General features: G+C 70.3%; 17 protein-coding genes. 11 read left to right on the forward strand and 6 right to left on the reverse strand.

What is annotated here, in order from left to right; translation table 11 throughout:
* Positions 1 to 41: 41 nt before the first annotated feature.
* Positions 42 to 308, reverse strand: coding sequence for a hypothetical protein (locus EBN03_RS11485; RefSeq protein WP_122187980.1), 267 nt, complete (start codon positions 306 to 308; stop codon positions 42 to 44).
* A gap of 503 nt (positions 309 to 811) precedes the next feature.
* On the opposite strand from EBN03_RS11485, the gene EBN03_RS11490 reads away from it, so the two are divergent.
* Genes EBN03_RS11490 through EBN03_RS11505 form a run of 4 tightly spaced genes read left to right on the forward strand, consistent with a single transcriptional unit; the run spans position 812 to position 3,896 of the window.
* Complete coding sequence (locus EBN03_RS11490; RefSeq protein ID WP_233608361.1) at positions 812 to 2,884, forward strand: MMPL family transporter; 2,073 nt, start codon at positions 812 to 814, stop codon at positions 2,882 to 2,884.
* 59 nt (positions 2,885 to 2,943) lie between these two features.
* Complete coding sequence (locus EBN03_RS11495) at positions 2,944 to 3,210, forward strand: metal-sensitive transcriptional regulator (protein WP_122187982.1); 267 nt, start codon at positions 2,944 to 2,946, stop codon at positions 3,208 to 3,210.
* 13 nt (positions 3,211 to 3,223) lie between these two features.
* Positions 3,224 to 3,466, forward strand: coding sequence for a YgaP-like transmembrane domain (locus EBN03_RS11500; RefSeq protein WP_122187983.1), 243 nt, complete (start codon positions 3,224 to 3,226; stop codon positions 3,464 to 3,466).
* 28 nt (positions 3,467 to 3,494) lie between these two features.
* A complete protein-coding gene (locus tag EBN03_RS11505; RefSeq protein WP_122187984.1) occupies positions 3,495 to 3,896 on the forward strand; it encodes a DUF302 domain-containing protein in 402 nt (133 codons plus the stop codon).
* On the opposite strand, the gene EBN03_RS11510 is transcribed toward EBN03_RS11505, so the two are convergent.
* Genes EBN03_RS11510 through EBN03_RS11530 form a run of 5 tightly spaced genes read right to left on the reverse strand, consistent with a single transcriptional unit; the run spans position 3,897 to position 8,672 of the window.
* Entirely contained in the window at positions 3,897 to 4,520 is a 624-nt protein-coding gene (locus EBN03_RS11510; protein ID WP_122187985.1) for an ester cyclase, read from the reverse strand. It abuts the gene before it with no gap.
* A gap of 14 nt (positions 4,521 to 4,534) precedes the next feature.
* Complete coding sequence (locus EBN03_RS11515; protein ID WP_147471538.1) at positions 4,535 to 5,026, reverse strand: hypothetical protein; 492 nt, start codon at positions 5,024 to 5,026, stop codon at positions 4,535 to 4,537.
* A gap of 21 nt (positions 5,027 to 5,047) precedes the next feature.
* On the reverse strand, positions 5,048 to 7,540 hold the full coding sequence (locus tag EBN03_RS11520) for an FtsX-like permease family protein (protein ID WP_122187987.1): 2,493 nt from the start codon (positions 7,538 to 7,540) through the stop codon (positions 5,048 to 5,050).
* Positions 7,537 to 8,274: an ABC transporter ATP-binding protein gene (locus tag EBN03_RS11525; RefSeq protein ID WP_199742742.1), complete on the reverse strand. Its 738-nt coding sequence runs from the start codon at positions 8,272 to 8,274 to the stop codon at positions 7,537 to 7,539. The genes EBN03_RS11520 and EBN03_RS11525 overlap by 4 nt, the downstream gene beginning before the upstream one ends.
* A complete protein-coding gene (locus tag EBN03_RS11530) occupies positions 8,274 to 8,672 on the reverse strand; it encodes an SRPBCC family protein (protein WP_122187988.1) in 399 nt (132 codons plus the stop codon). The genes EBN03_RS11525 and EBN03_RS11530 overlap by 1 nt, the downstream gene beginning before the upstream one ends.
* Before the next feature lie 384 nt (positions 8,673 to 9,056).
* Between EBN03_RS11530 and EBN03_RS11535 the strand changes: the two genes are divergently transcribed.
* From EBN03_RS11535 to EBN03_RS11565, 7 genes are read left to right on the forward strand one after another with little or no spacing between them, the layout of a single operon-like run.
* Positions 9,057 to 15,443, forward strand: coding sequence for a type I polyketide synthase (locus EBN03_RS11535; protein ID WP_267899275.1), 6,387 nt, complete (start codon positions 9,057 to 9,059; stop codon positions 15,441 to 15,443).
* Complete coding sequence (locus tag EBN03_RS11540) at positions 15,440 to 16,369, forward strand: metallophosphoesterase family protein (RefSeq protein ID WP_122187990.1); 930 nt, start codon at positions 15,440 to 15,442, stop codon at positions 16,367 to 16,369. The genes EBN03_RS11535 and EBN03_RS11540 overlap by 4 nt, the downstream gene beginning before the upstream one ends.
* The gene (locus EBN03_RS11545; RefSeq protein WP_122187991.1) at positions 16,366 to 16,602 is read left to right on the forward strand and encodes a hypothetical protein; all 237 of its coding nucleotides are present in this window, start codon (positions 16,366 to 16,368) and stop codon (positions 16,600 to 16,602) included. The genes EBN03_RS11540 and EBN03_RS11545 overlap by 4 nt, the downstream gene beginning before the upstream one ends.
* Positions 16,599 to 17,171, forward strand: a complete 573-nt coding sequence (locus tag EBN03_RS11550; RefSeq protein ID WP_122187992.1) for a hypothetical protein — start codon at positions 16,599 to 16,601, stop codon at positions 17,169 to 17,171. Before EBN03_RS11545 ends, EBN03_RS11550 begins: the two co-directional genes overlap by 4 nt.
* On the forward strand, positions 17,168 to 18,703 hold the full coding sequence (locus EBN03_RS11555) for a flavin-containing monooxygenase (protein ID WP_199742743.1): 1,536 nt from the start codon (positions 17,168 to 17,170) through the stop codon (positions 18,701 to 18,703). Before EBN03_RS11550 ends, EBN03_RS11555 begins: the two co-directional genes overlap by 4 nt.
* The gene (locus EBN03_RS11560; RefSeq protein WP_122187993.1) at positions 18,700 to 19,560 is read left to right on the forward strand and encodes a class I SAM-dependent methyltransferase; all 861 of its coding nucleotides are present in this window, start codon (positions 18,700 to 18,702) and stop codon (positions 19,558 to 19,560) included. Before EBN03_RS11555 ends, EBN03_RS11560 begins: the two co-directional genes overlap by 4 nt.
* On the forward strand, positions 19,557 to 20,951 hold the full coding sequence (locus tag EBN03_RS11565) for an NAD(P)/FAD-dependent oxidoreductase (RefSeq protein ID WP_122187994.1): 1,395 nt from the start codon (positions 19,557 to 19,559) through the stop codon (positions 20,949 to 20,951). The genes EBN03_RS11560 and EBN03_RS11565 overlap by 4 nt, the downstream gene beginning before the upstream one ends.
* Positions 20,952 to 20,991 lie beyond the last annotated feature (40 nt).

Raw genomic sequence — 20,991 nt, forward strand, 5'->3', positions numbered from 1 at the left:
GCGCCCGCCGGCCGATCTACGGGATCGGCCGGCGGCCGGTATTAACCGTCGCGGTGTGCCCGCCGCCAGGCCGAGATCGATGTGGCCAGGCCACCGACCAGTGTCACGACCACCACGACCGCGACCAGGATCAGTGGCAGGACGGTCCCGGCTCGCCCGGCGCCGCTGCTGCGGATGAGCAGTGCCGCGCACAGCGGGCCGGCCAGAGCGAGCCCGGCACCGATGAGCACCAGGCCGACCGTGGTCAGCGTCGCGGGGCTCAGCGGCTTCCCGAACAGCGGGTGTGCGGATCGTGCGTCGAAGGCCATCGTCCTGCCCTTTCGTCACCTGCGGCGAGAATGCAAAGAACTGGCAATCAAAACGTACAATCCGAACACCTCGGGTGCTGCCTCGGTAACCGAATCGTCGCCGAAAATGACACCGGGCGCAGCCGGCTGACCGACGGTGCCGCCGCGGAATTCGGTCGGGCGGTGTGGGCGGCACGGCTACCGATCGTTCCCTGGCCGCGGCGATATCTGCGACGGTTCGGTCGGGCACGCTGATCAGGAGATCGCCGGCCCATTGAATCCTGGCCCGGCCCTCGTATCTCCGCCGTCATCGAATTCCTGCTGTTTCCGGCGCCAGGGTGTGATCGATGCCGCATCGCGTAATACCCCTGGGGGTATAGAGTGGCGGCAAGGAAAATACCCCCGGGGGTATGAAGGGAGTGAGAGTGTCGAACCGCAGCAACTACAGCCGGACAGCGGTGGCAGAGCCGCCGCCGTCCAGCGTTCCGATCACCGGCGGCCTGCTGGCGCGCCTCGGCGCCGCCATGGCCGGCCACACGCGCATCGTCTTCGGTGTCTGGCTCCTGGTCCTCGTCGCCCTCGGCGCCGCCGCACCCAGCGTGTTCAACTCGCTGGCCGGCGCCGGATGGCAGGCCGATGGCTCGCAGTCCGTGCAGGTCCGTGAGCTCGCCCAGCAGCACTTCGGCGGGAACTCCTCCGCCGCGGTCCAAGTCGTCGTGCATTCCGATACCGCGACCGTCGCCGACCCTGCCATGCGGCACGTACTCGACGGCGTGCGCGCGGAACTCTCCGGAGACGCGCGGTTCGGCGCGATCGTCGATCCGCAGCCGGGGATGACGATCAGCCCGGATGGTCACACCGGCATCCTGGTCGCGGGCGCCGCCGCATCCACCGACGACATGGTGAAGGCCGTCGACGAACACAAGGCGGCACTGAACGCCTTGGCGGGCAACGGGATCGAGGTGTACCCGACCGGTGCCTCGGCGCTGTGGAGCGACTTCAACGCCGCCAACCACAACGCCATGATGAAGGCCGAGATGTTCTCCTGGCCGGTCACACTCGCGATCATGGTGCTGGCTTTCGGCTCACTGGTCGCCGCGGGACTGCCGCTGCTGTTGACTGTCGCCGGTCTGGTCGCCTCGGCCGGTGGCCTGGTCCTGCTGAACCACGTCACACCGATCTCGGTGTGGGCCATGAACTTCGCGATGATGTTCGCGCTCGCCCTCGGGATCGACTACGCGCTGTTCCTCGTCGCGCGCTACCGCGACGCCCTGACCCGGGCCGCCGATCCACGCCGTGCCGTGGCCGAGACCATGGACACCGCGGGCAAGGCCGTGGTCCTGTCCGGCCTGACCGTGCTGGTCAGCCTCTCGGCAGTACTGATCGTGCCGGCGCCCGCGGTGCGGACCATGGCGGTCGGCATCATGCTGTCGGTGGCGTTCGTGCTGATCGCGACGCTGACTCTGCTCCCGGCCACCCTGGGCGCGCTGGGGACGAAGGTGAACGCCGGTGCGTTGCCCTACGCGAAGCGGCAACAGCACCGGTCACCGCGATTCGCGCGCTGGGGACAGCTGCTGCACGACCGGCCGTGGCCGTTCGCGATCGGCGCGCTGATCGTCCTGGTCGCCCTGGCGATTCCGGTGTTCGGGTTGAAGGTCGCGATGCCGTCCATCCAGGTGGTGCCCGAAAGTGCCCCGGTGCGGCAGGGGTACGAGCTGGTCCAGCGCCAGCTCGGTGCGGGCGCGCCGGGTGCGCTGCAGATCATCGCGCCCGCCGGTGAAGCCGAGGCCACCGCGCGAGCGGCGGCAGGCGTGGACGGGGTCGCCATGGTCACCCCGCCGCAGCCCGCGGCCGACGATTCGGGTCTGGTGATGATGCAGGCCCTGCCGAAGGTCGACCCGTCGGACGCCCGGATGGGCACGATCCTGGACGACCTGCGGCATCAGCTGCCCGATCGTGCTCTGGTCGGCGGCGCGCCCGCGGAGAACCTCGACCTGCAGCAGGCCCTGAACCACTACCTGCCGATCATCGTCGGCGTGATCCTGGTGCTCGGCTTCGCGTTGCTGCTGGTGGCGTTGCAGGCGCCGCTGATCGCGGGCCTGGGTACGCTGGTCAGCCTGCTGTCGACCGGCGCGGCCTTCGGTGTGGCGAAGCTGATCTTCCAGGACGGGCACGGTGCCGGGCTGCTGGGCTTCCACCCGCAGGGCTTCCTCGACGGGTGGGGACCGGTGTTCTTCTTCGCCATGATCTTCGCGATCGCCATGGACTACACCGTGTTCCTGCTGGCCACCGCCAAGGAACACTACGAACGCACAGGTGACCCCGAGGCGGCCCAGATCGACGGGCTGGCCCACTCCGGGCGGGTGATCTTCGCGGCCGCGGCCGTGATGGTGGCCGTGTTCTTCACCTTCGCGCTGGCGGATCCGTTGCCGCCCAAGGAGATGGGCATCATCCTGGGCGTCGCGGTGCTGCTCGACGCGGTCGTGGTCCGGCTGGTGCTGTTGCCCGTGCTGCTGCGCCTCACCGCGCACGGTGCCTGGTGGTCGCCGCGCTGGCTGCGCAATATCCTGCCGAATATCAATTTCGCTCATCACTGAGCAAAACCTCCGGTGTGCCCGCAGTGGGCACACCGGAGGAGAACGAGAGGAGTCCGCTCATGGTCGGCAACGACGAGAACATCGCCACGGTGCTCAACCGCCTCCGCCGCGCACACGGTCAGCTGGCCGGTGTCATCGGCATGATCGAACAGGGTCGCGACTGCAAGGACGTCGTCACCCAGCTGGCGGCGGTGTCGCGGGCGCTGGACCGCGCCGGATTCAAGATCGTCGCCACCGGCCTGCGGGAATGCCTCGACAAATCCGAGAACGCGTCCGAGCCGTTGACGGTGGACGAACTGGAAAAACTGTTCCTCGCACTAGCCTGAAAGAAGAAACGCCATGCCACTCTCCGTCCGACGTCGCACCTGGTCCGTCGCACGCATCGTGCCGCTCCTGGCCGGATCGCTCGTTCTGCTCAGTGTGGTTCTGGCGGTGACGATCTCACCGTGGTCGCTGGTCCTGACCACGCTGGTCGGCGCGAATCTCGTGTTCTACAGCGTGGCCGGCTGGTGTCCCGCCACGTTGCTGATGACCCGGCTCGGCGTGCCCGCCGAGCCGGCCACCTGTCCCACCGGCCGCTGACAGCGTCCACGACGAAAGGTTCGGCACAATGACTCTCGCACTCACGACCACGCTGCACGCCGACTTCGACGACGCGATCGCACGGACGAAAGCCGCGCTCGCGGAACAGGGTTTCGGTGTTCTCACCGAAATCGACATGGCCGCGACCCTGAAGGCCAAGATCGGTGTCGACATGGAGGACTACCGCATCCTCGGTGCGTGTAACCCGGCGCTGGCCGACCGGGCGGTCGGTGTGGACCGGCAGATCGGACTGCTGTTGCCCTGCAACGTCGTCGTCCGTCGCGACCCCACGGAATCCGACACGGTGATCGTCGAGGCGATGAACCCGGATCTGATGGTCCAGGTCACCGACCAGCCTGACCTGGAACCCATCGCCGCCGAGGCCGGCGTCCGGCTGCGTGCCGCCCTCGACGCCCTCGGCGCGAACTGATCAGCCCCGGCGCCCGTGCCAGGCGCGCAGCGCCGGGGCGATCAGGCGTTGCATCCGGACCACCATCCGGAACAACGGGGTTCGGGGCGCCGGAAGCAGGCCGACCTGGCGGGCCAGGTCGAACAGGTCGGTGGTGGTGGACCAGCGGGCGAGCCGGCCGTCGCGCAGTTCGTAGATATCGACGCCGTGGGTGTCGAAGAAGCGGCCGGTGGGTGCGATACCCAGCGGGGAAGGACCGCCGGCCATATCACCCGCGAAGGTGCCGCGCATGCGCCACGGCGCGGCCATACCCGAGCCGAGCAGCGCGAAATACGGTGTGCCGGCGAGTTCGAAGCGCACGTCCGGGAAGGCCTGCCAGGTCGACAGCACCACTTCGCGCAGTGCCGCACGGCCGGTGAGGAATTCGCCGAACAGGGACGGATCCTCGTAGCGGACGTCGTCGGTGACCAGGTCCAGGATCGCGTCGAGATCGTGGCGGTCCCAGGCGTCGAGCCAGCGCACCGACCAGTCCCGCCACGCGGTGGCCTCGGCGGCCACTCGCTCGATACAACCGGATACGAGTTCGGGTACCGCACTTGCCAATTCGACCGAAGTCCGGCCGTCGACCAGGGTGGGTTCGAGCATTGCGCGGCCTCCGCTCAGTTGCAGGAGGTGGACGTGAGCTGGGTATTGGCCAGCATCTGACACGCCCAGGCCTTCTGCAGCTTCCAGCGCCCGCCCTCGGCGACGAACGGGACGTAGGCCTGGCCTTCGACCGGCTTGCCGTTGAGGGTCAGGTTCGCCGTGGCCTGCATGACGCCGTTGCCCTGGTATTCGACCGAGGTCACCGTCATGGTGAGCTTGTTGGCGCCGCCGGCCTGGGTCAGCTTGTCGACCAGATCGGGGTCGGTGTCGGCGCCCTGGATCGCGGCGATCTTCACCGCCCGCGGGGTGTTCGGGTCCAGCGCGATCATGACCCCGGCATTGAGATCACCCGGCCCGGGCAACGGGATCGGCGGCTGGTCGGCGGCGAGAGTCGTTGTGGTCGTGGCGGATTTCGCCGCGCTCGGCGTGGAGTCGTTGCAGGCGGTGGTGAGCAGCAGGCCGGCGCCGACCAGAACCGCCATCGCGAGGTATCGAGTTCGTGTCATGGAAAAGGTTCTCCTGCTTCGTCAGTCGATGGAGATGGCGTCGATGATGTTGAGCCGGGCCGCGCGCCGCGCCGGCGGCACCGAGCCGAGCAGGCTCAAACCCACTGCGGCCCCGGCGAATACCAGCACCGAGAGACCCGGGGTGTAGCCGATGTCGATGCTCATGAAGTCCGGTGCGGCGCTGTCGAAGAAGTACTGCGCGGCCAGCCCGAACAGCAGGCCCAGCACACCGCCGACCGCGCCGATGCCCGCCGCCTCGGCCAGGATCATGCGGAGGGTGACCCGCCGGCTGGCGCCGATCGCGCGCAGGACACCGATTTCGCGGCGCCGCTCCAGTACCGAGAGGGTGAGGGTGTTCAGCAGCCCGATCGCGGCGATCAGGACGACGATCATCCACACCGCGTTCGCGACGGCCGAACCCTGGCGGATGGCTCCCGCGACCGCGTCGAGCGACTGCGTCCCGCTGTAGACCTGCACGCCGGCCGGCGCGGCGTTCCGGACGGCTTGCAGCACGTGGTCTTTGTCCACGCCGGGCGTGGCGTCGAGCTGGAGCAGGGTGTCGCCCGGCCGGTCGAACCACTCCCGCATGAGCGGCAGGCCGATCCCCGCGGACCCGGTCAGGGCCGAGAAGTACGACACCACCTCGAGAACCCGGATATGTTGCAGCCCTTGCGGAGTGCGCATCGTGATCTCGTCCCCGGCGTGCGCGCCCAGCGCCCGGCTCAGATCCCGGGACAGCACGACCCCGCGGCCCGCGACCAGCTCGGCCCGGGTCCGGTCCGAGACCTGCTGATAGAGCGGGCTGACGCTGCCGTCGGCGAGGCCGTAGAGCAGGATCTTCTGGTCGCCGAGCGTCGCGTAGGCGAGCTGTCCCTCGGTCACCGTCGCAACCCCGGGCAGCTTCGCGAGATCGTCGGCGAGACCGGACGGCAGTGCGCCGGTGGGATATTCGTCGGGCGGCTGCATCGACACCCACACATCCACGTCGCCGACCGAACCGAGCGAGGTCCGTGCCCCGGTGAGCAGGTCGTTGTTCGCGCCGGTGATGGTGACGGTGACCGCGACCGCCATGAACACGGTCATCAGGGTCGCCCAGACCCGCCGTGGCGCGCGTTCCAGGGTGGCGGCCGCCAGCTCGCCCGCCCGGCCGCACCACCGGGCCACCCGGGCGGCCGCCCACACCAGCTGGTCCCCGGCGGCGAAGCACGCCGTCAGGGCCGCGCCGAAGAACATGGTCAGCGCGGCACCGGAGGCCAGGAAACTGCCCAGATGCAGCCGGATCAGCCCGACCGCGATGACGAGGTCACCGATCGCGGCACACAGGGCGGCCCGCCGCAGCCACGGCCTGATCCGGTCGGCGGCCGACGCCCCGACCGGCGCCAGAGCCTCGATCGGTGACACCTTGTACACCTGGTAGGCCGCCGTGCCCGAGGCGGCCACACTCGTGCACACCGCCGCCCCCACGGCGAACGGGATCGCGTATACCGGTAGCGAATACGTGGTCCGGGCCTCCACCGCCTGCATCAGCGCGACCGGCAGCGACCGAACCGCCATGCGGCCCAGCGCGATTCCGATCAGCGCGCCCAGCAGGCCGCCGGCGAAACCCACGACGGCCGCTTCGGTGAGCAGATCGGCGACGATGGTCCGGCGCTGCCCGCCGACCGCGCGGAGCATCGAAATCGTCGGCCGCCGTTGGGCGATGGCCATCGACATGGTGGTGTAGATGAGGAACGCGGCCACGATGAAGGCCAGCGCCGCACCCATCAGGGTCATGTACTGCAGGATGCGGATGCCGTTGCCGGTCTGCACCGCCCGCACACTCGGTTCGGCGACCAGGGCCCGGCCGTTCACCGCCGTGTCGACGGCGGAACGCAGCTCTCCCGGTGCGGTGTTCGGCGCGGCGACGATCAGGACGGAGTCCACCCGCCCCGGATGCTGGGTCACACGCTGTGCGACGGCCAGCGAGGTGAGCACGTAGTGGCCCTCGTTGAGTCGCGCCGCGGTGCCGCCCTCGATCACTCCGGCCACCGTGACCGTCCGCGATCCCAGACGCATCGGTTCGCCGGCGCGCACGCCCACGCCCGGCCCGGCCAGCACGCCGTCGGGTGTCGAGATGAGCGCGGCCAGTTGGTGTTCCACCGGGCCCTGCAGCGCGCTGCCCAGGGTGGCCGCCGACCCGTCGGCGCCGAGCAGCAGCAGTGATCCGCGGTCGGAGTCGGTCCGGGTGCGCACCATGGGTACGGCCTGCGCCACGCCGGGTATCGCGGCGATGTCGTCGCGGATCGAGACCGGGAAGCCGGAGTCGGTGACGGCGGTGACCTCGAGCGACGCGTCGCCCGCCAGACCACCGACCAGCCGGTCGACCGAGCCGGTCAGGGAGCCGAAGATCCCCAGCACCGACACCAGGAACGCCGCCGAGACCGCCATGACGGTCACCGCGGCGAGGGTGCGGCCCCGGTGGGTGGCGAACTCCCGCACACTGAACAGCCGCCAGCGGTCCAGCAGCGCCCTCATCCGGGATCTCCGGCCGGCTCCGTGCCATGGCCGCCGGAAAGGCTTGGTGCACTGAGAATTTCGTCGCTCACGAGGCGCCCGTCGGCGAGGCTGAGTACCCGGTCGGTGCTGCGGGCGGCGTCACTGTTGTGGGTCACCATGACGACCGCGCGCTCCCGGCCGGTGTCGTGCGCGATGTCGGTGAGCAGCGCGAGGATGTCGGCGCCGGTCCTGGAGTCGAGGTTGCCGGTGGGTTCGTCGGCGAGGATCAACGGCGGATCCATCAGCAGGGCGCGCGCCAGCGCCACCCGCTGCATCTGCCCGCCGGACAGTTCGGCCGGCCGGTGTTCGGTGCGCTCGCCCAGGCCGACCAGTTCGAGCAGCTCCAGCGCGCGGGTCCGGGTGGTGCGTAATCCCTTGCCGTCCAGCAGTTGCGGCACCGCCACGTTCTCCCAGGCGGACAGGGTCGGCAGCAGGTTGAAGAACTGGAAGACGAATCCGACGTGGTGCCTGCGGAATTCGGACTGCTGATCGTCGCTCAGCCCGCCGATCTCCTGGCCGCGAAAGCGGATCGATCCGCTGTCGGGGCGGTCGAGCGCGCCGAGCAGATGGAGCAGGGTGCTCTTCCCGGCGCCGGACGGCCCGACCACCGAGACGAATTGACCGGCCTCGATCGTCAGGTCGATGCCGTCGACGGCCCGCACGTCCTGTCCGCCGATCCGGTAGGTGCGGACGACGCCGGACAGCTCCAGCATCAGGATGCCGATCCGGTGATCTCGTGCAGCTTGTCCATCGAGCCGGCGAGCTGGGTCTGGGCATCGTTCTCGATCAGCTGCGACAGCTGTTCGGTCAGCACCGGTCCGTCGAAGTCGCCGGCGATGGTGAGCTCGCAGCCGCCCGGCCGGCGCGCGATGGCGAAGGTGAATTCGCAGGTGATCCCGGCCGGGCTGCTGCCGGCCAGGGTCAGTTCCATCGGCGGCTTGAAGGCCACGACGGTGAGGTCCAGGCGCTGGGTCATGCCCATCAGCCGGATGTTCTGCGCGAGTTTCGAGTTCACTCCGATGTTCGTCGGCGGCGCCTCGGCGAATCCGCCGTGCATCTGGAACCAGTCGCCCCAGGTGGCGGTGTCCGCGATAACGCTGTAGAGACGCATGGGATTTACGGATAATGCTTTGGTAATTTCGAATTTGGCCACGGCGAACGCCCTCCTGGTGATTACGCAGCAAACAAAGTCCGAATCGTTTATCGGCGCCTTGTTGGGACCCTGTCCCGGACTCCCCCCGGGGAGTGTTGCATGGCATGAATGTGGCTGTGAGCCTTCATGATCCGACCATCAGATGCAAGTAACTTGCGGTAACGGGAACCCTCGTGGTGAAACCGGTTGCAGGTGTTCTGATCCTCGGTTACGCTGGCCGCGACCACGGGGGTCTAGTTCTGATCTCGCAATTCGAGATGTCCTGGCCGTATTCGGCCGATATCTGTTGAAGTATGTTCTAGCTGCGCTTATTACGCGTATGTTGGGGAATGGGGATTTGTCGTGCCCGAAAATCTCTCGCCGGATTCTGTTGCCATCGTCGGAATGGCGTGTCGTTTTCCGGGTGGAATCGACTCTCCGGAATCATTGTGGCGCTTCCTGTCCGACGGAAAACATGTCTCCAGTAAATTTCCCTCCGATCGGGCCATGACCGAACTCGCCGATATGGCGTCGCCCGAGGTAGCGGCGGCCATGGCCCCCATGGGCGGCTTCATCGACGAACCGGGCCTGTTCGACCCGGAGTTCTTCGGGATCAGCCCGCGCGAGGCCCGGGCCATGGACCCGCAGCAGCGAGTGGTGCTCGAATCCACCTGGCAGGCCCTGGAAGACGCCGGCATCGATCCGAATACGTTGCGCGACACCGATACCGGCGTCTACATCGGCGCGATGGGCGGCGACTACGCGTATCTCATCCCCGGCCAGAAGGACCTGGACCCCGGCTACGTCTCGCTCGGCGTCAGCCAGAGCGTGCTCTCCGGGCGCGTGTCCTACATCCTCGGTCTGCAGGGCCCGACGATGAGCATCGACACCGCGTGCTCGTCGTCGCTGGTCGCGATGCATCTCGGTGGCCGCGCCTTGCTGGCGGGCGAGTGCTCGCTGGCCTTGGTCGGCGGCGTCTCGATCATGTCGACCCTGACCGGGTTCTTCGCGCTCGGCCAGCACGGGGCCATCTCCAAAGCCGGGCGCAGCAAGCCCTATTCGGCCGACGCGGACGGCTTCTGCATGTCCGAGGGCGTCGCGATGCTGGTGCTGGAACGGCTGTCGGACGCGCGTCGCAACGGCCACCGGGTCCTCGCGGTCATGCGCGGCGGCGCGGTCAACCAGGACGGCGCCACCAAGGGGCTCACCGTCCCCAGCGAGCACGCCCAGCGCAAGCTGATCGCCGCCGCGCTCGCCAGTTCGGGCCTGTCGGCCGCTGATATCGACGCGGTCGAAGGGCACGGAACCGGCACGCCCGTCGGCGATCCCATCGAACTGCGGGCCCTGTTCGACACCTACGGTCGGGAACGCGCCGCCGGACAACCGCTCAGACTGGGTTCGATCAAAGGCAACTTCGGCCACACCCAGGCCGCGGCCGGCGCGGCCGGTGTCATCAAGATGGTGCAGGCCATGCGGCACGGTGAGCTGCCGGCCACCGTCAATGTCAGCGAACCCACCGCGGCGGTCGACTGGCCCAGCGGCGCAGTGGAATTGGTGACCGAGCGGGTCGCCTGGCCCGAGCCCGGCCGGCCGCGCCGCGCGGCGGTGTCGTCGTTCGGTATCGCGGGCACCAACGCGCACGTGATCCTCGAGCAGGCCGACGAACTCGCCGAGGAACCCGAGCCCACGCCGGCCGTTGTGCCCGTGTCGGTGTGGCCGATCTCGGCCCGGACGCCGGAGGCGCTCGCGGAGCAGGCCGCACGGCTCGCCGAACACGTCAAGTCCCATGCGGAATTCGGGCTGCGCGACGTGGCCCGCGCGCTGGGTACCACCCGCGCGACCTTCGAGCACCGCGCCGCGGTCGTGGGCAGCAACCGGGTCGACATGCTCACCGGCCTGGCCGAGATCGCGGAGCACAAGCCGGTCGGGCCGATCCGGGGCCAGGCCCTCGACCGCCAGGTGGTGTTCGTCTTCCCCGGTCAGGGTGCCCAGTACGCGGGCATGGCGGCCCAGCTGATGGACGAATCCCCGTTCTTCGCCGAGCGGATCCGGGAATGCGAGGCGGCCTTCGCCGCCACCGTCGACTGGTCGCTGACCGATGTGCTGCGCCAGGCGGAGGGCGCGCCGTCCATCGACCGGGTCGACGTGGTCCAGCCCGCGCTGTTCGCCACCATGGTTTCCCTGGCCGCCCTGTGGCGTTCGTTCGGCATCGAGCCGGCGGCGGTGCTCGGGCACTCGCAGGGCGAGGTGGCGGCCGCCTACGTCGCCGGCGCGCTGTCGCTGCAGGACGCCGCCCGCATCGTGACCATGCGCAGCAAGCCGCTGCGCAGCCTGCCCGGGTCCGGCGGCATGGCGTCGATCAACGCCCCGGTCGCGCGGGTGCGGGAACTGATGACCGGGATCGCGGACCTCTACATCGCCGCGATCAACTCGCCCGCCACCACGGTGGTGGCCGGTGGCGCGGACGCCGTCACCGAGGTGATCGCGGTGGCCGAGCGGAACGGTGTGCGCGCCAAGCGGATTCCGGTCGACTACGCCGCGCACACGCCGCACCTCGACCCGCTGCGGGCCGAGTTGCGGGAAGCGGTGGCGCCGATCGTGCCCCGGGCCACCGACGTGGTGTTCTTCTCCACGGTCACCGGCGACGTGCTGCCGGGTGAGGAGCTCGGCCCCGACTACTGGTTCCGGAACCTGCGCGAACCGGTCGATTTCGAGGCCGGTTTCCAGGCCGCCTTCGAATCCGGGTACAACGCGTTCCTCGAGATGAGCGTCAACCCGGTGCTCACCGCCGCCATGCACGAATCCCTGGACCAGTTCGGCTCTTTCGCCGACTCGTGCCTGATCGTCGGCACGCTCAAGCGCGAGGACGCGGGCATCCGCCGCTTCCTGACCGCGATCGCCGAGGCCCATGTGGGCGGGGTGTCGCCGGACTGGTCGGCCCTCTACCCGCGGCGCTCGACCCGCCCGGTGCCGCTGCCCTCGTACGCCTTCCAACGCGAGAAGTACTGGCTGGCCAGCACTTCCGGCGCCAACGGCGGGAAGCCCAGTGGCCTGGGCCTGGCCGAGGCCGGGCATCCGTTGCTCGCGGCGATCACCGAACAGCCCGGCGCGGACCGCTACCAGTTCACCACCCGCCTGGCGCTGGCCACCCACCCGTGGCTGGCCGACCACGCCCTGCACGGCAATGTGCTGGTGCCGGGCGCGATGCTGCTCGAACTCGTACTGCACGCCGGCGACAAACTCGGCAGCCCGCGGGTGGAGAAGCTGACCATGTACACCCCGGTCACCCTGCCCGCCGAGGACGCCATCCACGTGCAGGTGGTGGTCGGCGAGCCGGACCGCAAAGGCCGGCGCAAGGTGGCGGTGTACTCGCGTCCCGAGGTCAAGGACGCGGCGCCCGGTGCGAGTCAGTGGAGCATGCACGCCGACGGATTCGTCACCGCCGCGGGCACTTCTGGTGACGGCGAGGGTCTGGAGCTGTGGCCGCCGGTCGGTGCGGAACCGGGAGTCGAACCGGACCGGGCATACGTCATGCTGGCGGCGCTGGGCTACCAGTACGGCCCGGTCTTCCAGGGCATGAAGTCGGTGTGGACACGCGGCGAGGATGTGTTCGCCGAAGTGGCACTGCCGGATTCGGTGTCCGACGCCGACAAGTACGGTCTGCATCCGGCGCTGCTGGACGCGGCCATGCAGTGTGGTGCGGCCGCTGCCGCGCTGATGCCCTCCGAGCCGGGTGCCATCCGGCTGCCGTTCGCCTGGGAGCGGGTCGAACTACGCGCGGTCGGCGCGAAAGCGTTGCGGGTCAAGCTGACTCCCGCCGGGGACGACCGGCTGCGCTGGATCCTGGCCGACAGCGGCGGTGCGCCGGTCGCGGTGGGCACCCTGCAGGTGCGCACGATCTCCACCCAGAAGCTGGCGACCCGCGGGCTGTCGGGCCGGCAGGACGCGCTGTTCGGTGTCGACTGGCTGTCGGTTTCGCTGCCGCGCGTGCGCTTTTCGGCCCGGTCCGGGGAATGGGCGGTGGTCGGTGCCGAGCTGTCGGGTGTCCCGGACGACGCCGCCCTCACCACCTATCCCGACCTCGCCGCGCTCGACGCGGCGGTCACCGCCGGCACCGAGGTCCCGAAGGTCGTGGTGCTGCCCCGGCTGGCGGCCCACGCCGGCGCCGAACGCGGCGCCCAGCTGACCACGGCGGTCCGTGACGAACTGGCGGACCTGCTGCGGCAGCTGCAGGCCTGGTTCGCCGACGAGCGGTTCGCCGAGACCCGGCTGGTGCTGCTCACCCGCGGCGTGCAGGGCGCGGACCTGGGCGAGGACGTATCCGACCTGGTCGGCGCGACCGCGTGGGGTCTGGCCCGCAGCGCGCAATCGGAGTATCCGGACCGGCTGCAGCAGATCGACCTGGACGAGGGCGACATCGGCCTCGATCAGCTCAGCTCCGCGGTGCACTCCGACGAACCCGAACTGCTGCTGCGGCGCGGCGAATTCCTCGGCCGCCGAGTGCGTTCCGGCCTGGACAGCGCGGCCGCCGCGGGTGCGCGCCTGGCCGGACCGTGGCGGCTCGACATCCCGGCCTCGGGCAACGTCGACGACGTCGCCCTCGCCGAGGCGGCCCCGGCGGCCGACGACGCCCTGCCCGCCGGGTCGGTGTCGGTGGCGCTGCGGGCGGCCGGACTGTCGTTCCCGGTGGCGCTGACCGCGCTGGCCACCGGAACCGGAGCGCCGGAGCGGCTCGTGCACGAGGCGGCGGGCGTCGTGGTCGCGGTCGCGGCCGACGTGACCGGATTGGCGCCCGGAGACCGCGTTTTCGGCCTGTTCGACGAGATCGCGGCGACCGCGGTGACCGATCGGCGCCTGCTGGCCTCCGTGCCGCCGACCTGGTCGTTCGCGCAGGCTGCCGCCGCGCCGGTGGCGTATCTGACCGCGCTGTACGCGCTGCGCTCGGTCGCGAACGCGCAGGCAGGGGAGCGGGTACTGGTGCACGCCGCCACCGGTGGCGTGGGCACCGCGGCGGTGAACCTGGCCCGCCGGTTCGGCTTGGACGTCCTGGCCACCGCGGGCGACCGCAAGTGGGATACCTTGCGCGGCAACGGCTTCGCCGAGACACACCTGGCCGACTCGCGGTCCGCCGACTTCGCCGAGCGGTTCGCCGGCCTGCCCGCCGATATCGTGCTGAACCTGCTGCCGGACACCTTCACCGACAGCTCGCTGAGCCTGCTCGCGCCCGGCGGCCGATTCGTCGAGATCGCCCGCGACGTGGTGCGCGATCCCGAGCGGGTGCGCGCCGACCACGACCGGCACTACGCGAGTTTCGAACTCGGCGCCCTCGGCACCGACGTGCTCGGCGGCCTGCTCACCGAGCTGTCGGGGCTGTTCGTCGACGGGACCTTGCCGCCGCTTCCCCTGCACCGCTTCGATATTCGCCAGGCGTCGGCCGCGCTGCGCATGCTCTCCGAGGCCCGGCACACCGGCAAGGTGGTGCTCACCTGGCCGACTGCGTTCGATCCGGAATCCACCGTGCTGATCACCGGCGGTACCGGCACGATCGGGGCGATCATCGCCCGGCATCTGGTCGCGGCCTACGGCGCCAAGCATCTGCTGCTGACCAGCCGCAGCGGGGCGGCCGCGGCGGGCGTCGACGAACTGGTCGCGGAACTGAGCGCCGCCGGCGCCGAGGTGACGGTCGCCGCCTGCGACGCGGGAGACCGTGCGGCACTGGCGAAGACGATCGAGGCCATCCCGGCCGCGCATCCGCTCGGCGGTGTGGTGCATCTGGCCGCGGCCCTGGCCGACGCCACGTTCGCCGCGCTCACCCCTGAACATCTGGACGCGGTGCTACCCGCCAAGGCCTACGGCGCCTGGCACCTGCACGAGCTGACCCAGCAGCTGGATCTGTCGATGTTCGTGTTGTTCTCCTCCGCCGCGGGCACTTTCGGGAGCGCGGGCCAGGCCAACTACGGCGCCGCGAACGTGTTCGCCGACAGTCTCGCGCAACACCGGTACCACCGCGGCCTCGCCGTCACCTCGATGGCCTGGGGCTGGTGGGCGGAGGACACCTCCAACACCGGCGGCATGGACGAGAAGGACCGGGCCCGCCTGACCCGGATGGGCGTGACACCCATGCCGACCAAGGAGGCACTGGACCTGTTCGACGCCGGCCTGCGGACCGGCCGGCCCTACGTGCTGCCCATCGGCATCGACCTGTCGCTGTTGCGGATGGCCGCGCAGGTCACCGAGCTGCCGCCGTTCTTTCGGGCACTGCTGCACACCCGCCCGCGGGCCACCGGGCAGGTCAACGACTCCTCGCAGCTGGCCAAGCGACTGGCGGGCCTGAGCCCGGCCGAACAGCACGAGGTGGTGGTGGACCTGCTGCGCACACCGATCTCGATGGTGCTGGGCTACAGCACACCGGACGCGGTGCTGCCGGATCGGGAGTTCACCGAAATGGGTGTCGACTCACTGAGTTCCATCGAACTGGGCGCACACGTGCGGGCGATCACCGGGGTGAAGCTGGCCAACTCGGTGATCTTCCAGTACCCGACGGTGAACCTGCTGGCCCGGCACGTGCTCGAGCAGGTCACCCCACAGGACGCGGAACTGGCCGACCCGATCGTGGCCGAGGTGGAGATGCTGCTGGAGCGACTCGCCGCCATCCACGCCGACGCGCAGATGCCAGGCGAGATGCTGGCCCGGCTCACCGGTGCGGTCGGTCGGCTCGGGGAATCGGCTGCCCCCGAGGCGGTTTCGTGAGCCGGTTGCTCGCGGTGAGCGACCTGCACCTCGGTCACACGGGGAATCGGGAAGTGGTGGAAGCCATCCGGCCCGATTCCCCCGACGACTGGCTGATCGTGGCGGGCGACGTGGCCGAGAAGCCCGCCGCCGTCCGCTGGGCCCTCGCTACCCTGCGCGACCGGTTCGCGCAGGTGATCTGGGTGCCCGGCAACCACGAATTGTGGACCACCGCACGCGATCCCGCGCACCGGCGCGGCGAGGGCCGCTACCTGCACCTGGTGGACATGTGCCGGGCCCTGGACGTGGTCACACCGGAGGATCCGTATCCGGTGTGGTCGGGCCCGGGTGGTCCGGCGCGGCTGGTGCCGATGTTCCTGCTCTACGACTACAGCTTCCTGCCCGCCGGAACCCGCAGCAAGCAGGAGGCGTTGGCGCTGGCGCAGTCGCGCGGCTCGGTCGCCACCGACGAGCAGCTGCTGATCAGCGACCCGTATCCCAGCCGGGAGCAGTGGTGCGCGCAGCGGGTCGACTACACCCGCGGCCGGCTCGACGCGCTGGATCCCGCGGAGCCGCTGGTCCTGATCAACCACTTCCCGCTGACCCGTCGTCCGGTCGAGCGGCTGCTGCGCCCGGAGTTCGCGCTGTGGTGCGGCACCGAGCGCACCGCGGACTGGCACCGGCGCTACAACGTGCGCTGTGTCGTTTACGGGCACTTGCACATTCGCCGCACCGACGAGATCGACGGGGTGCGCTTCGAGGAAGTGTCCGTGGGCTATCCGCGGGAGTGGCAGCGACACGGCCTGCCCGAACCGTTGCTGCGGGAGATCCTGCCCGGTCCGGCTACGGGTCCGGCCGCCGCGCGCGGCCGCCGGGCCGCGGCGCGCGCCTGGGGCTCGATCCGCGGCCTGACTCGACCGAACCACCGAGGAGCGGTGCCACGATGACCGAAACGTCCACCGGGAGAAAACAACTCGAAGCAGCGCTGGGGGCCGGTCCGGACGCCGTGGCGATGCTGTCCGACGACCAGTGCGCCGACCTGCTGTCCCTGCTCGACGCCGCACCCGCGCGGGACCGCGCCCTGGCCGAGGCGGAACTCGCCCGGAATCTGGCTCGCGAACCCCGCGCCCTGCGCTTCGTGCTGCGGGTGGCGCTGCTGCGCCGGAGGCGGCGGTCATGAGCGAGTCGACGACCCGAGACCAGCTGGCCAAGCTGGCCGCCGTACTGCACGTGCCCACCGAGCGGATCGACTACCTGAGCGCCGTGGGCGGTGAGCGACTGGCGGTGCTGCGCGAGCAGATCGTGGCCGCACTACACACCCGCTATCCGGCGGAGTACCGGCGTTATTCGGCGCTGGCCGGCCGGGTGCCGCTGCGCTACTCGCTCCCGCTGGCCACCCGCATCCTGCCGCCGCGCATTCTGGGCCGCTCGTTGTCGACCGTCCTACTCGCGGGCCAGAGCGACGCCTCGCTGGCCCTGCTGGCGCAGATCGATCCGGTGATCGTCGCCGACGCCGCGCCGTTCATCGACCCGGCCGTCGTCGGCGAGCTGGCCCAGTGGGCGTCGCCGGAGCTGATCCACGGCGTGATGGAGGAACTCATGGCCCGCAACGACTTCGACACCGCCGACCTGTTCGTCGACAGTGTGATCGGCCAGGTGATGACCGGCACACCCGCACCGGCGACGGCACGGCCGGCGCCCGCACGTGGCCTGCGCGCCCGGCTGGGCCGGTTCCGGCGGCGGGCATGAGCGCGGCGGGCGTGACCGAGGTCGAGGTGGTCGTGGTCGGCGCCGGATTCTCCGGTATCGGTACGGCGATCCGCCTGCGCCGGGCCGGAATCCACGACTTCGTGGTGCTGGAGCGGGCCGGCGAGGTCGGCGGGATCTGGCGGGACAACACCTATCCCGATGTGGGCGTGGACATTCCGATCTGGGGCTACTGCTACTCGTTCGAACCGAACCCGAACTGGCGGCACGCCTACGCCAAAGGTGAGGAGCTGCGGTCCTACGCCGAACACTGCGTCGAAAAGTACGGGGTGCGACCGCATCTGCGTCTCGACACCGAGGTGAGCGGCATGCGGTTCGACGACGATCGCGACGAGTGGGTAGTGACGACCAGCCGGGGAACCTACCGGGCACGCTTCGTGATCCATGCCTTCGGCGCCCTCGGCCGGCCCAAACAACCCGAGATCGCCGGGCTGGACGAATTCGCGGGCGCGGTGATCCACAGCGCCCGGTGGGATCACGAAGCGAAGACGAGTGGTCGGGTCGCGGTGATCGGCACCGGTTCCTCTGCGGTGCAGATCATTCCGGAGGTCGCCGACAGCGCCGCGGAGCTGGTGGTCTTCCAGCGCACACCGATCTGGGTGATCCCCAAGCCCGACTTCCCGGTCCCGCGGCTGCTGCGCTGGGGTTTCCGCCGGTTGCCGTTGCTGCTGTCGATCCCGCGGTGGATCGTGCTGGTGTGGCTGGAAGTGCTGTACAACGGTGTCTTCCGGTTCAAGCTGCCGTTCGTGGTCACCCTGCTGGAACGGCTGGCCGGCGCCGCCCTGCGCCGCCAGGTGCCCGATCCGCGACTGCGGGAACGACTCTCGCCGAGCTACCGGTTCGGCTGCAAGTTCCTCACGCTGTCCAACCGGTACTACCGGACCTTCGCCCGCGAGCATGTGCGCCTGGTGTCGGCGGATATCGAGTCGGCCGACGCCACCGGGATCCGCACCGCCGACGGTGCGCATCACCCGATCGACACTCTGATCCTGGCCACGGGTTTCGAGGTGTTCGAGCGCACCAGCCTGCCGCGGTATCCGATCCTGGGCGCGGGTGGCACCGACCTCGGCGACTACTTCGCGGCGAACCGGATCGTCTGCTACGAGGGCGTCACGCTGCCGGTCTGCCCGAACGCGTTCATCATTCACGGTCCCTACTCGATGACCGGGTCGTTCTTCCTCACCATCGAGAACGCGGCCGCCCACGCCGTCCGATGCATCACCGAAGCCCGGCGGCGCGGCGCGACCCGGGTCACGGTCACCGACGAGGCCTTCACCCGGTTCGGGGACGAGATGATCGCCCGGCAGGCGAGTTCCATCTTCTTCAACTCCAATTGCGAGCAGGCCCGCAGTTTCTACTTCGATCGCAACGGCGACGTACCACTGTTCCGGCCGACCACCAGTGTCGAAGCCTGGTGGCGCATGCGCAGATTCCCGTTGACGGACTACGTCTTCGGCAGCCGCATCGACGCCGCCCGACACCGGGAACCGGCCGGGCACGGGGAGGCACCATGACATCACCGGCAATCGGGCACGTCTCCGAGACCGCGCGCTGGGTCGCGGTCTATCGTGCTCTGGAATCCGCACGCCCGGACGCCCTGTTCCACGACGAGCTGGCCGCGGTGCTGGCCGGCGAGCAGGGGCGGGAACTGGCCCGCTCCGGAATGCTGCCGCTCGGTGCCCGCGACCACTGGCCGACCGTGGTCCGGACCCGGCTCCTCGACGATCTGATCCTCGACACCCTCGCGCAGGGCTGCGACCGGGTGATCAATCTGGCGGCGGGCCTGGACACCCGGCCGTTCCGGCTCGCGCTGCCCGCCGAATTGCGTTGGTACGAGGTCGATCTACCGGAGTCGGTGGCCTACAAGCAATCCCGCCTCGCCGGCCGGAAAGCGGCCTGCGAGTGGATCGCCCGGCCACTGGATGTCACCGACGCCGCCGCCACCGCGGACTTCCTCGCCGAGGCGACCGCGGGCGCCCGGGCACCGCTGGTCCTGACCGAGGGACTGCTGCCCTACCTGCGGGCACCGCAGGTCGCGACCCTGAGCGGGCTGCTGCGGGCGGCCGGCACCCGGTGGTGGGCACTGGATCATTGGTCGCCGGCCATGCTGCGGCTGGTCAATCTCACTATGGGCAGCGAACTGGGTTCGGCGCGTTGGACTTTCGCGGCGACGCTCGGTTCGTTCCGCGACTGGCGGGTCGAGACCGCGCGGTCGACCTTCCGAGCCGCCGCGCGGTGGGAACGGTCGCCGCTGCCGCTGCGGGGTTCGGCGCTGCTGCCCGAGGTCGCGCCCGGCCCGCGGCTGGATCGCTCGCTGCTGTGGTGCGGCGCGGTGCGCATGACGCCCCGCGGCGACGGGGTAGCGGGATGAGTTCGGTCCTGGTGCTGGGCGGCGGTTTCGCCGGCCTGCTGGCCGCCGCCGCGGCCGGACCGTACGCGGACACGGTCACCGTGGTCGAGCGGGACGCCTATCCCGTCGAGCCGCAGCCGCGGCGCGGCCAACCGCAGGCCCGGCACCCCCATTTCCTGGCCCCGGGTGGCGTGCTCGGAGCGGAGCGCCTGCTACCCGGCGTGACGGATCGGCTGGCGGCGCTGGGTGCCCACCGGATCGGGGTCGGAGCCGACCTGCTGTTCCGTGCGGCCGGAGGCGGCTGGCTGGACCGCGCGGACACCGGGCGGGTCGGGATCAGCTGCACCCGGAATCTGCTCGATCACGCTGTGCGCGAACTGATCCGGGAACAGTACCCGGTGATGTTCCGGACCGGATGCGATGCGGTCGAGCTCATCGGCGACAGTCGCGCGATCCGCGGTGCGCGGGTGCGGGACCTGCGGACCGGTGCGGTCGACGAGTACGAAGCGGACCTGGTGATCGACGCGACCGGCCGGGGTTCCCGGGCCGCGGCCTGGCTGGACCGGCTCGGGATCGCGGTGCCTGGGGCGGAAACCGTCGACTCCGGGCATGCCTACGCCACCCAGATGTTCCGTGCCGCGCCCGGCGCCGAGTCGGATTTCCCCATGATCCTGATCCAGGCCGACGGCCGGTCCGGGCGGCCCGCGGCCAATGCGATTCTGCTGCCGGTGGAGAACGGGCAGTGGCAGGTCGCGGTCGGCGGCACCCGGGGGATGTCCCTGCCCACCGACGACGCCGAATTCCGTACCTACGCGCGGGATCGTCCGGCGGACCCGCTGCTCGGCGACATGCTGGCCGGAGCCGAATCGCTCAGCGGCACCATGGTTTCCCGGAGTTCGGGGAACCGGCGGTGGCGCTTCGACCGCATCCGGCACCGCCCCTGCGGTTTCGTGGTTACCGGTGACGCCGCGACCGCGCTGAATCCCGTGTACGGCCATGGGCTTTCGACGGCGGTGCGCTGCGCCACCGCGATCCGGGCCACCCTCGCCGCGCGGGGCGCCGACCCGGTGGCCGCCGCCGGGCTGCAGCGGTCGATCTGCCGGGCCGCGAGCGACCCGTGGCAGATCGCGACCAGCCAGGACCGCCAGTTCAGCGCCACCGACGGTGCTCCGCTGTCGGCGCTCGAGCGTGCACAGCTGCGCTACGGCGAACAGGCGCTGCGGGCCGCGGCGTACCACCCGGCGGTCGCGGCGATCGTGTCGGACGTGATGTTCCTGGCGCGCCCCGCGCGGTCGATGGGGCATCCGGTCGTGGCGGCGGGCGCCCTGCTCGGGTCGCGCCGGCCCGTGCGATCCGAAGCACCGTTGAGTGCCCGGGAATTCGGTTTCCGGACGAGCGGGCGGGTCGCGTGAGGTGCGCGGTGCCGGTCCTGGCGACCGCGTTCCTGACGTC

Origin of the sequence: Nocardia stercoris, assembly GCF_003696265.1 — a bacterium.
Classification (GTDB): Bacteria; Actinomycetota; Actinomycetes; order Mycobacteriales; family Mycobacteriaceae; genus Nocardia; species Nocardia stercoris.

Excerpts from the sequence above, each read along its gene's own strand:
- EBN03_RS11485 (WP_122187980.1), bottom strand. The coding sequence starts at position 308 with ATGGCCTTCGACGCACGATCCGCACACCCGCTGTTCGGGAAGCCGCTG.
- EBN03_RS11490 (WP_233608361.1), top strand. The coding sequence starts at position 812 with ATGGCCGGCCACACGCGCATCGTCTTCGGTGTCTGGCTCCTGGTCCTC.
- EBN03_RS11495 (WP_122187982.1), top strand. The coding sequence starts at position 2,944 with ATGGTCGGCAACGACGAGAACATCGCCACGGTGCTCAACCGCCTCCGC.
- EBN03_RS11500 (WP_122187983.1), top strand. The coding sequence starts at position 3,224 with ATGCCACTCTCCGTCCGACGTCGCACCTGGTCCGTCGCACGCATCGTG.
- EBN03_RS11505 (WP_122187984.1), top strand. The coding sequence starts at position 3,495 with ATGACTCTCGCACTCACGACCACGCTGCACGCCGACTTCGACGACGCG.
- EBN03_RS11510 (WP_122187985.1), bottom strand. The coding sequence starts at position 4,520 with ATGCTCGAACCCACCCTGGTCGACGGCCGGACTTCGGTCGAATTGGCA.
- EBN03_RS11515 (WP_147471538.1), bottom strand. The coding sequence starts at position 5,026 with ATGACACGAACTCGATACCTCGCGATGGCGGTTCTGGTCGGCGCCGGC.
- EBN03_RS11520 (WP_122187987.1), bottom strand. The coding sequence starts at position 7,540 with ATGAGGGCGCTGCTGGACCGCTGGCGGCTGTTCAGTGTGCGGGAGTTC.
- EBN03_RS11525 (WP_199742742.1), bottom strand. The coding sequence starts at position 8,274 with ATGCTGGAGCTGTCCGGCGTCGTCCGCACCTACCGGATCGGCGGACAG.
- EBN03_RS11530 (WP_122187988.1), bottom strand. The coding sequence starts at position 8,672 with ATGCGTCTCTACAGCGTTATCGCGGACACCGCCACCTGGGGCGACTGG.
- EBN03_RS11545 (WP_122187991.1), top strand. The coding sequence starts at position 16,366 with ATGACCGAAACGTCCACCGGGAGAAAACAACTCGAAGCAGCGCTGGGG.
- EBN03_RS11550 (WP_122187992.1), top strand. The coding sequence starts at position 16,599 with ATGAGCGAGTCGACGACCCGAGACCAGCTGGCCAAGCTGGCCGCCGTA.
- EBN03_RS11555 (WP_199742743.1), top strand. The coding sequence starts at position 17,168 with ATGAGCGCGGCGGGCGTGACCGAGGTCGAGGTGGTCGTGGTCGGCGCC.
- EBN03_RS11560 (WP_122187993.1), top strand. The coding sequence starts at position 18,700 with ATGACATCACCGGCAATCGGGCACGTCTCCGAGACCGCGCGCTGGGTC.
- EBN03_RS11565 (WP_122187994.1), top strand. The coding sequence starts at position 19,557 with ATGAGTTCGGTCCTGGTGCTGGGCGGCGGTTTCGCCGGCCTGCTGGCC.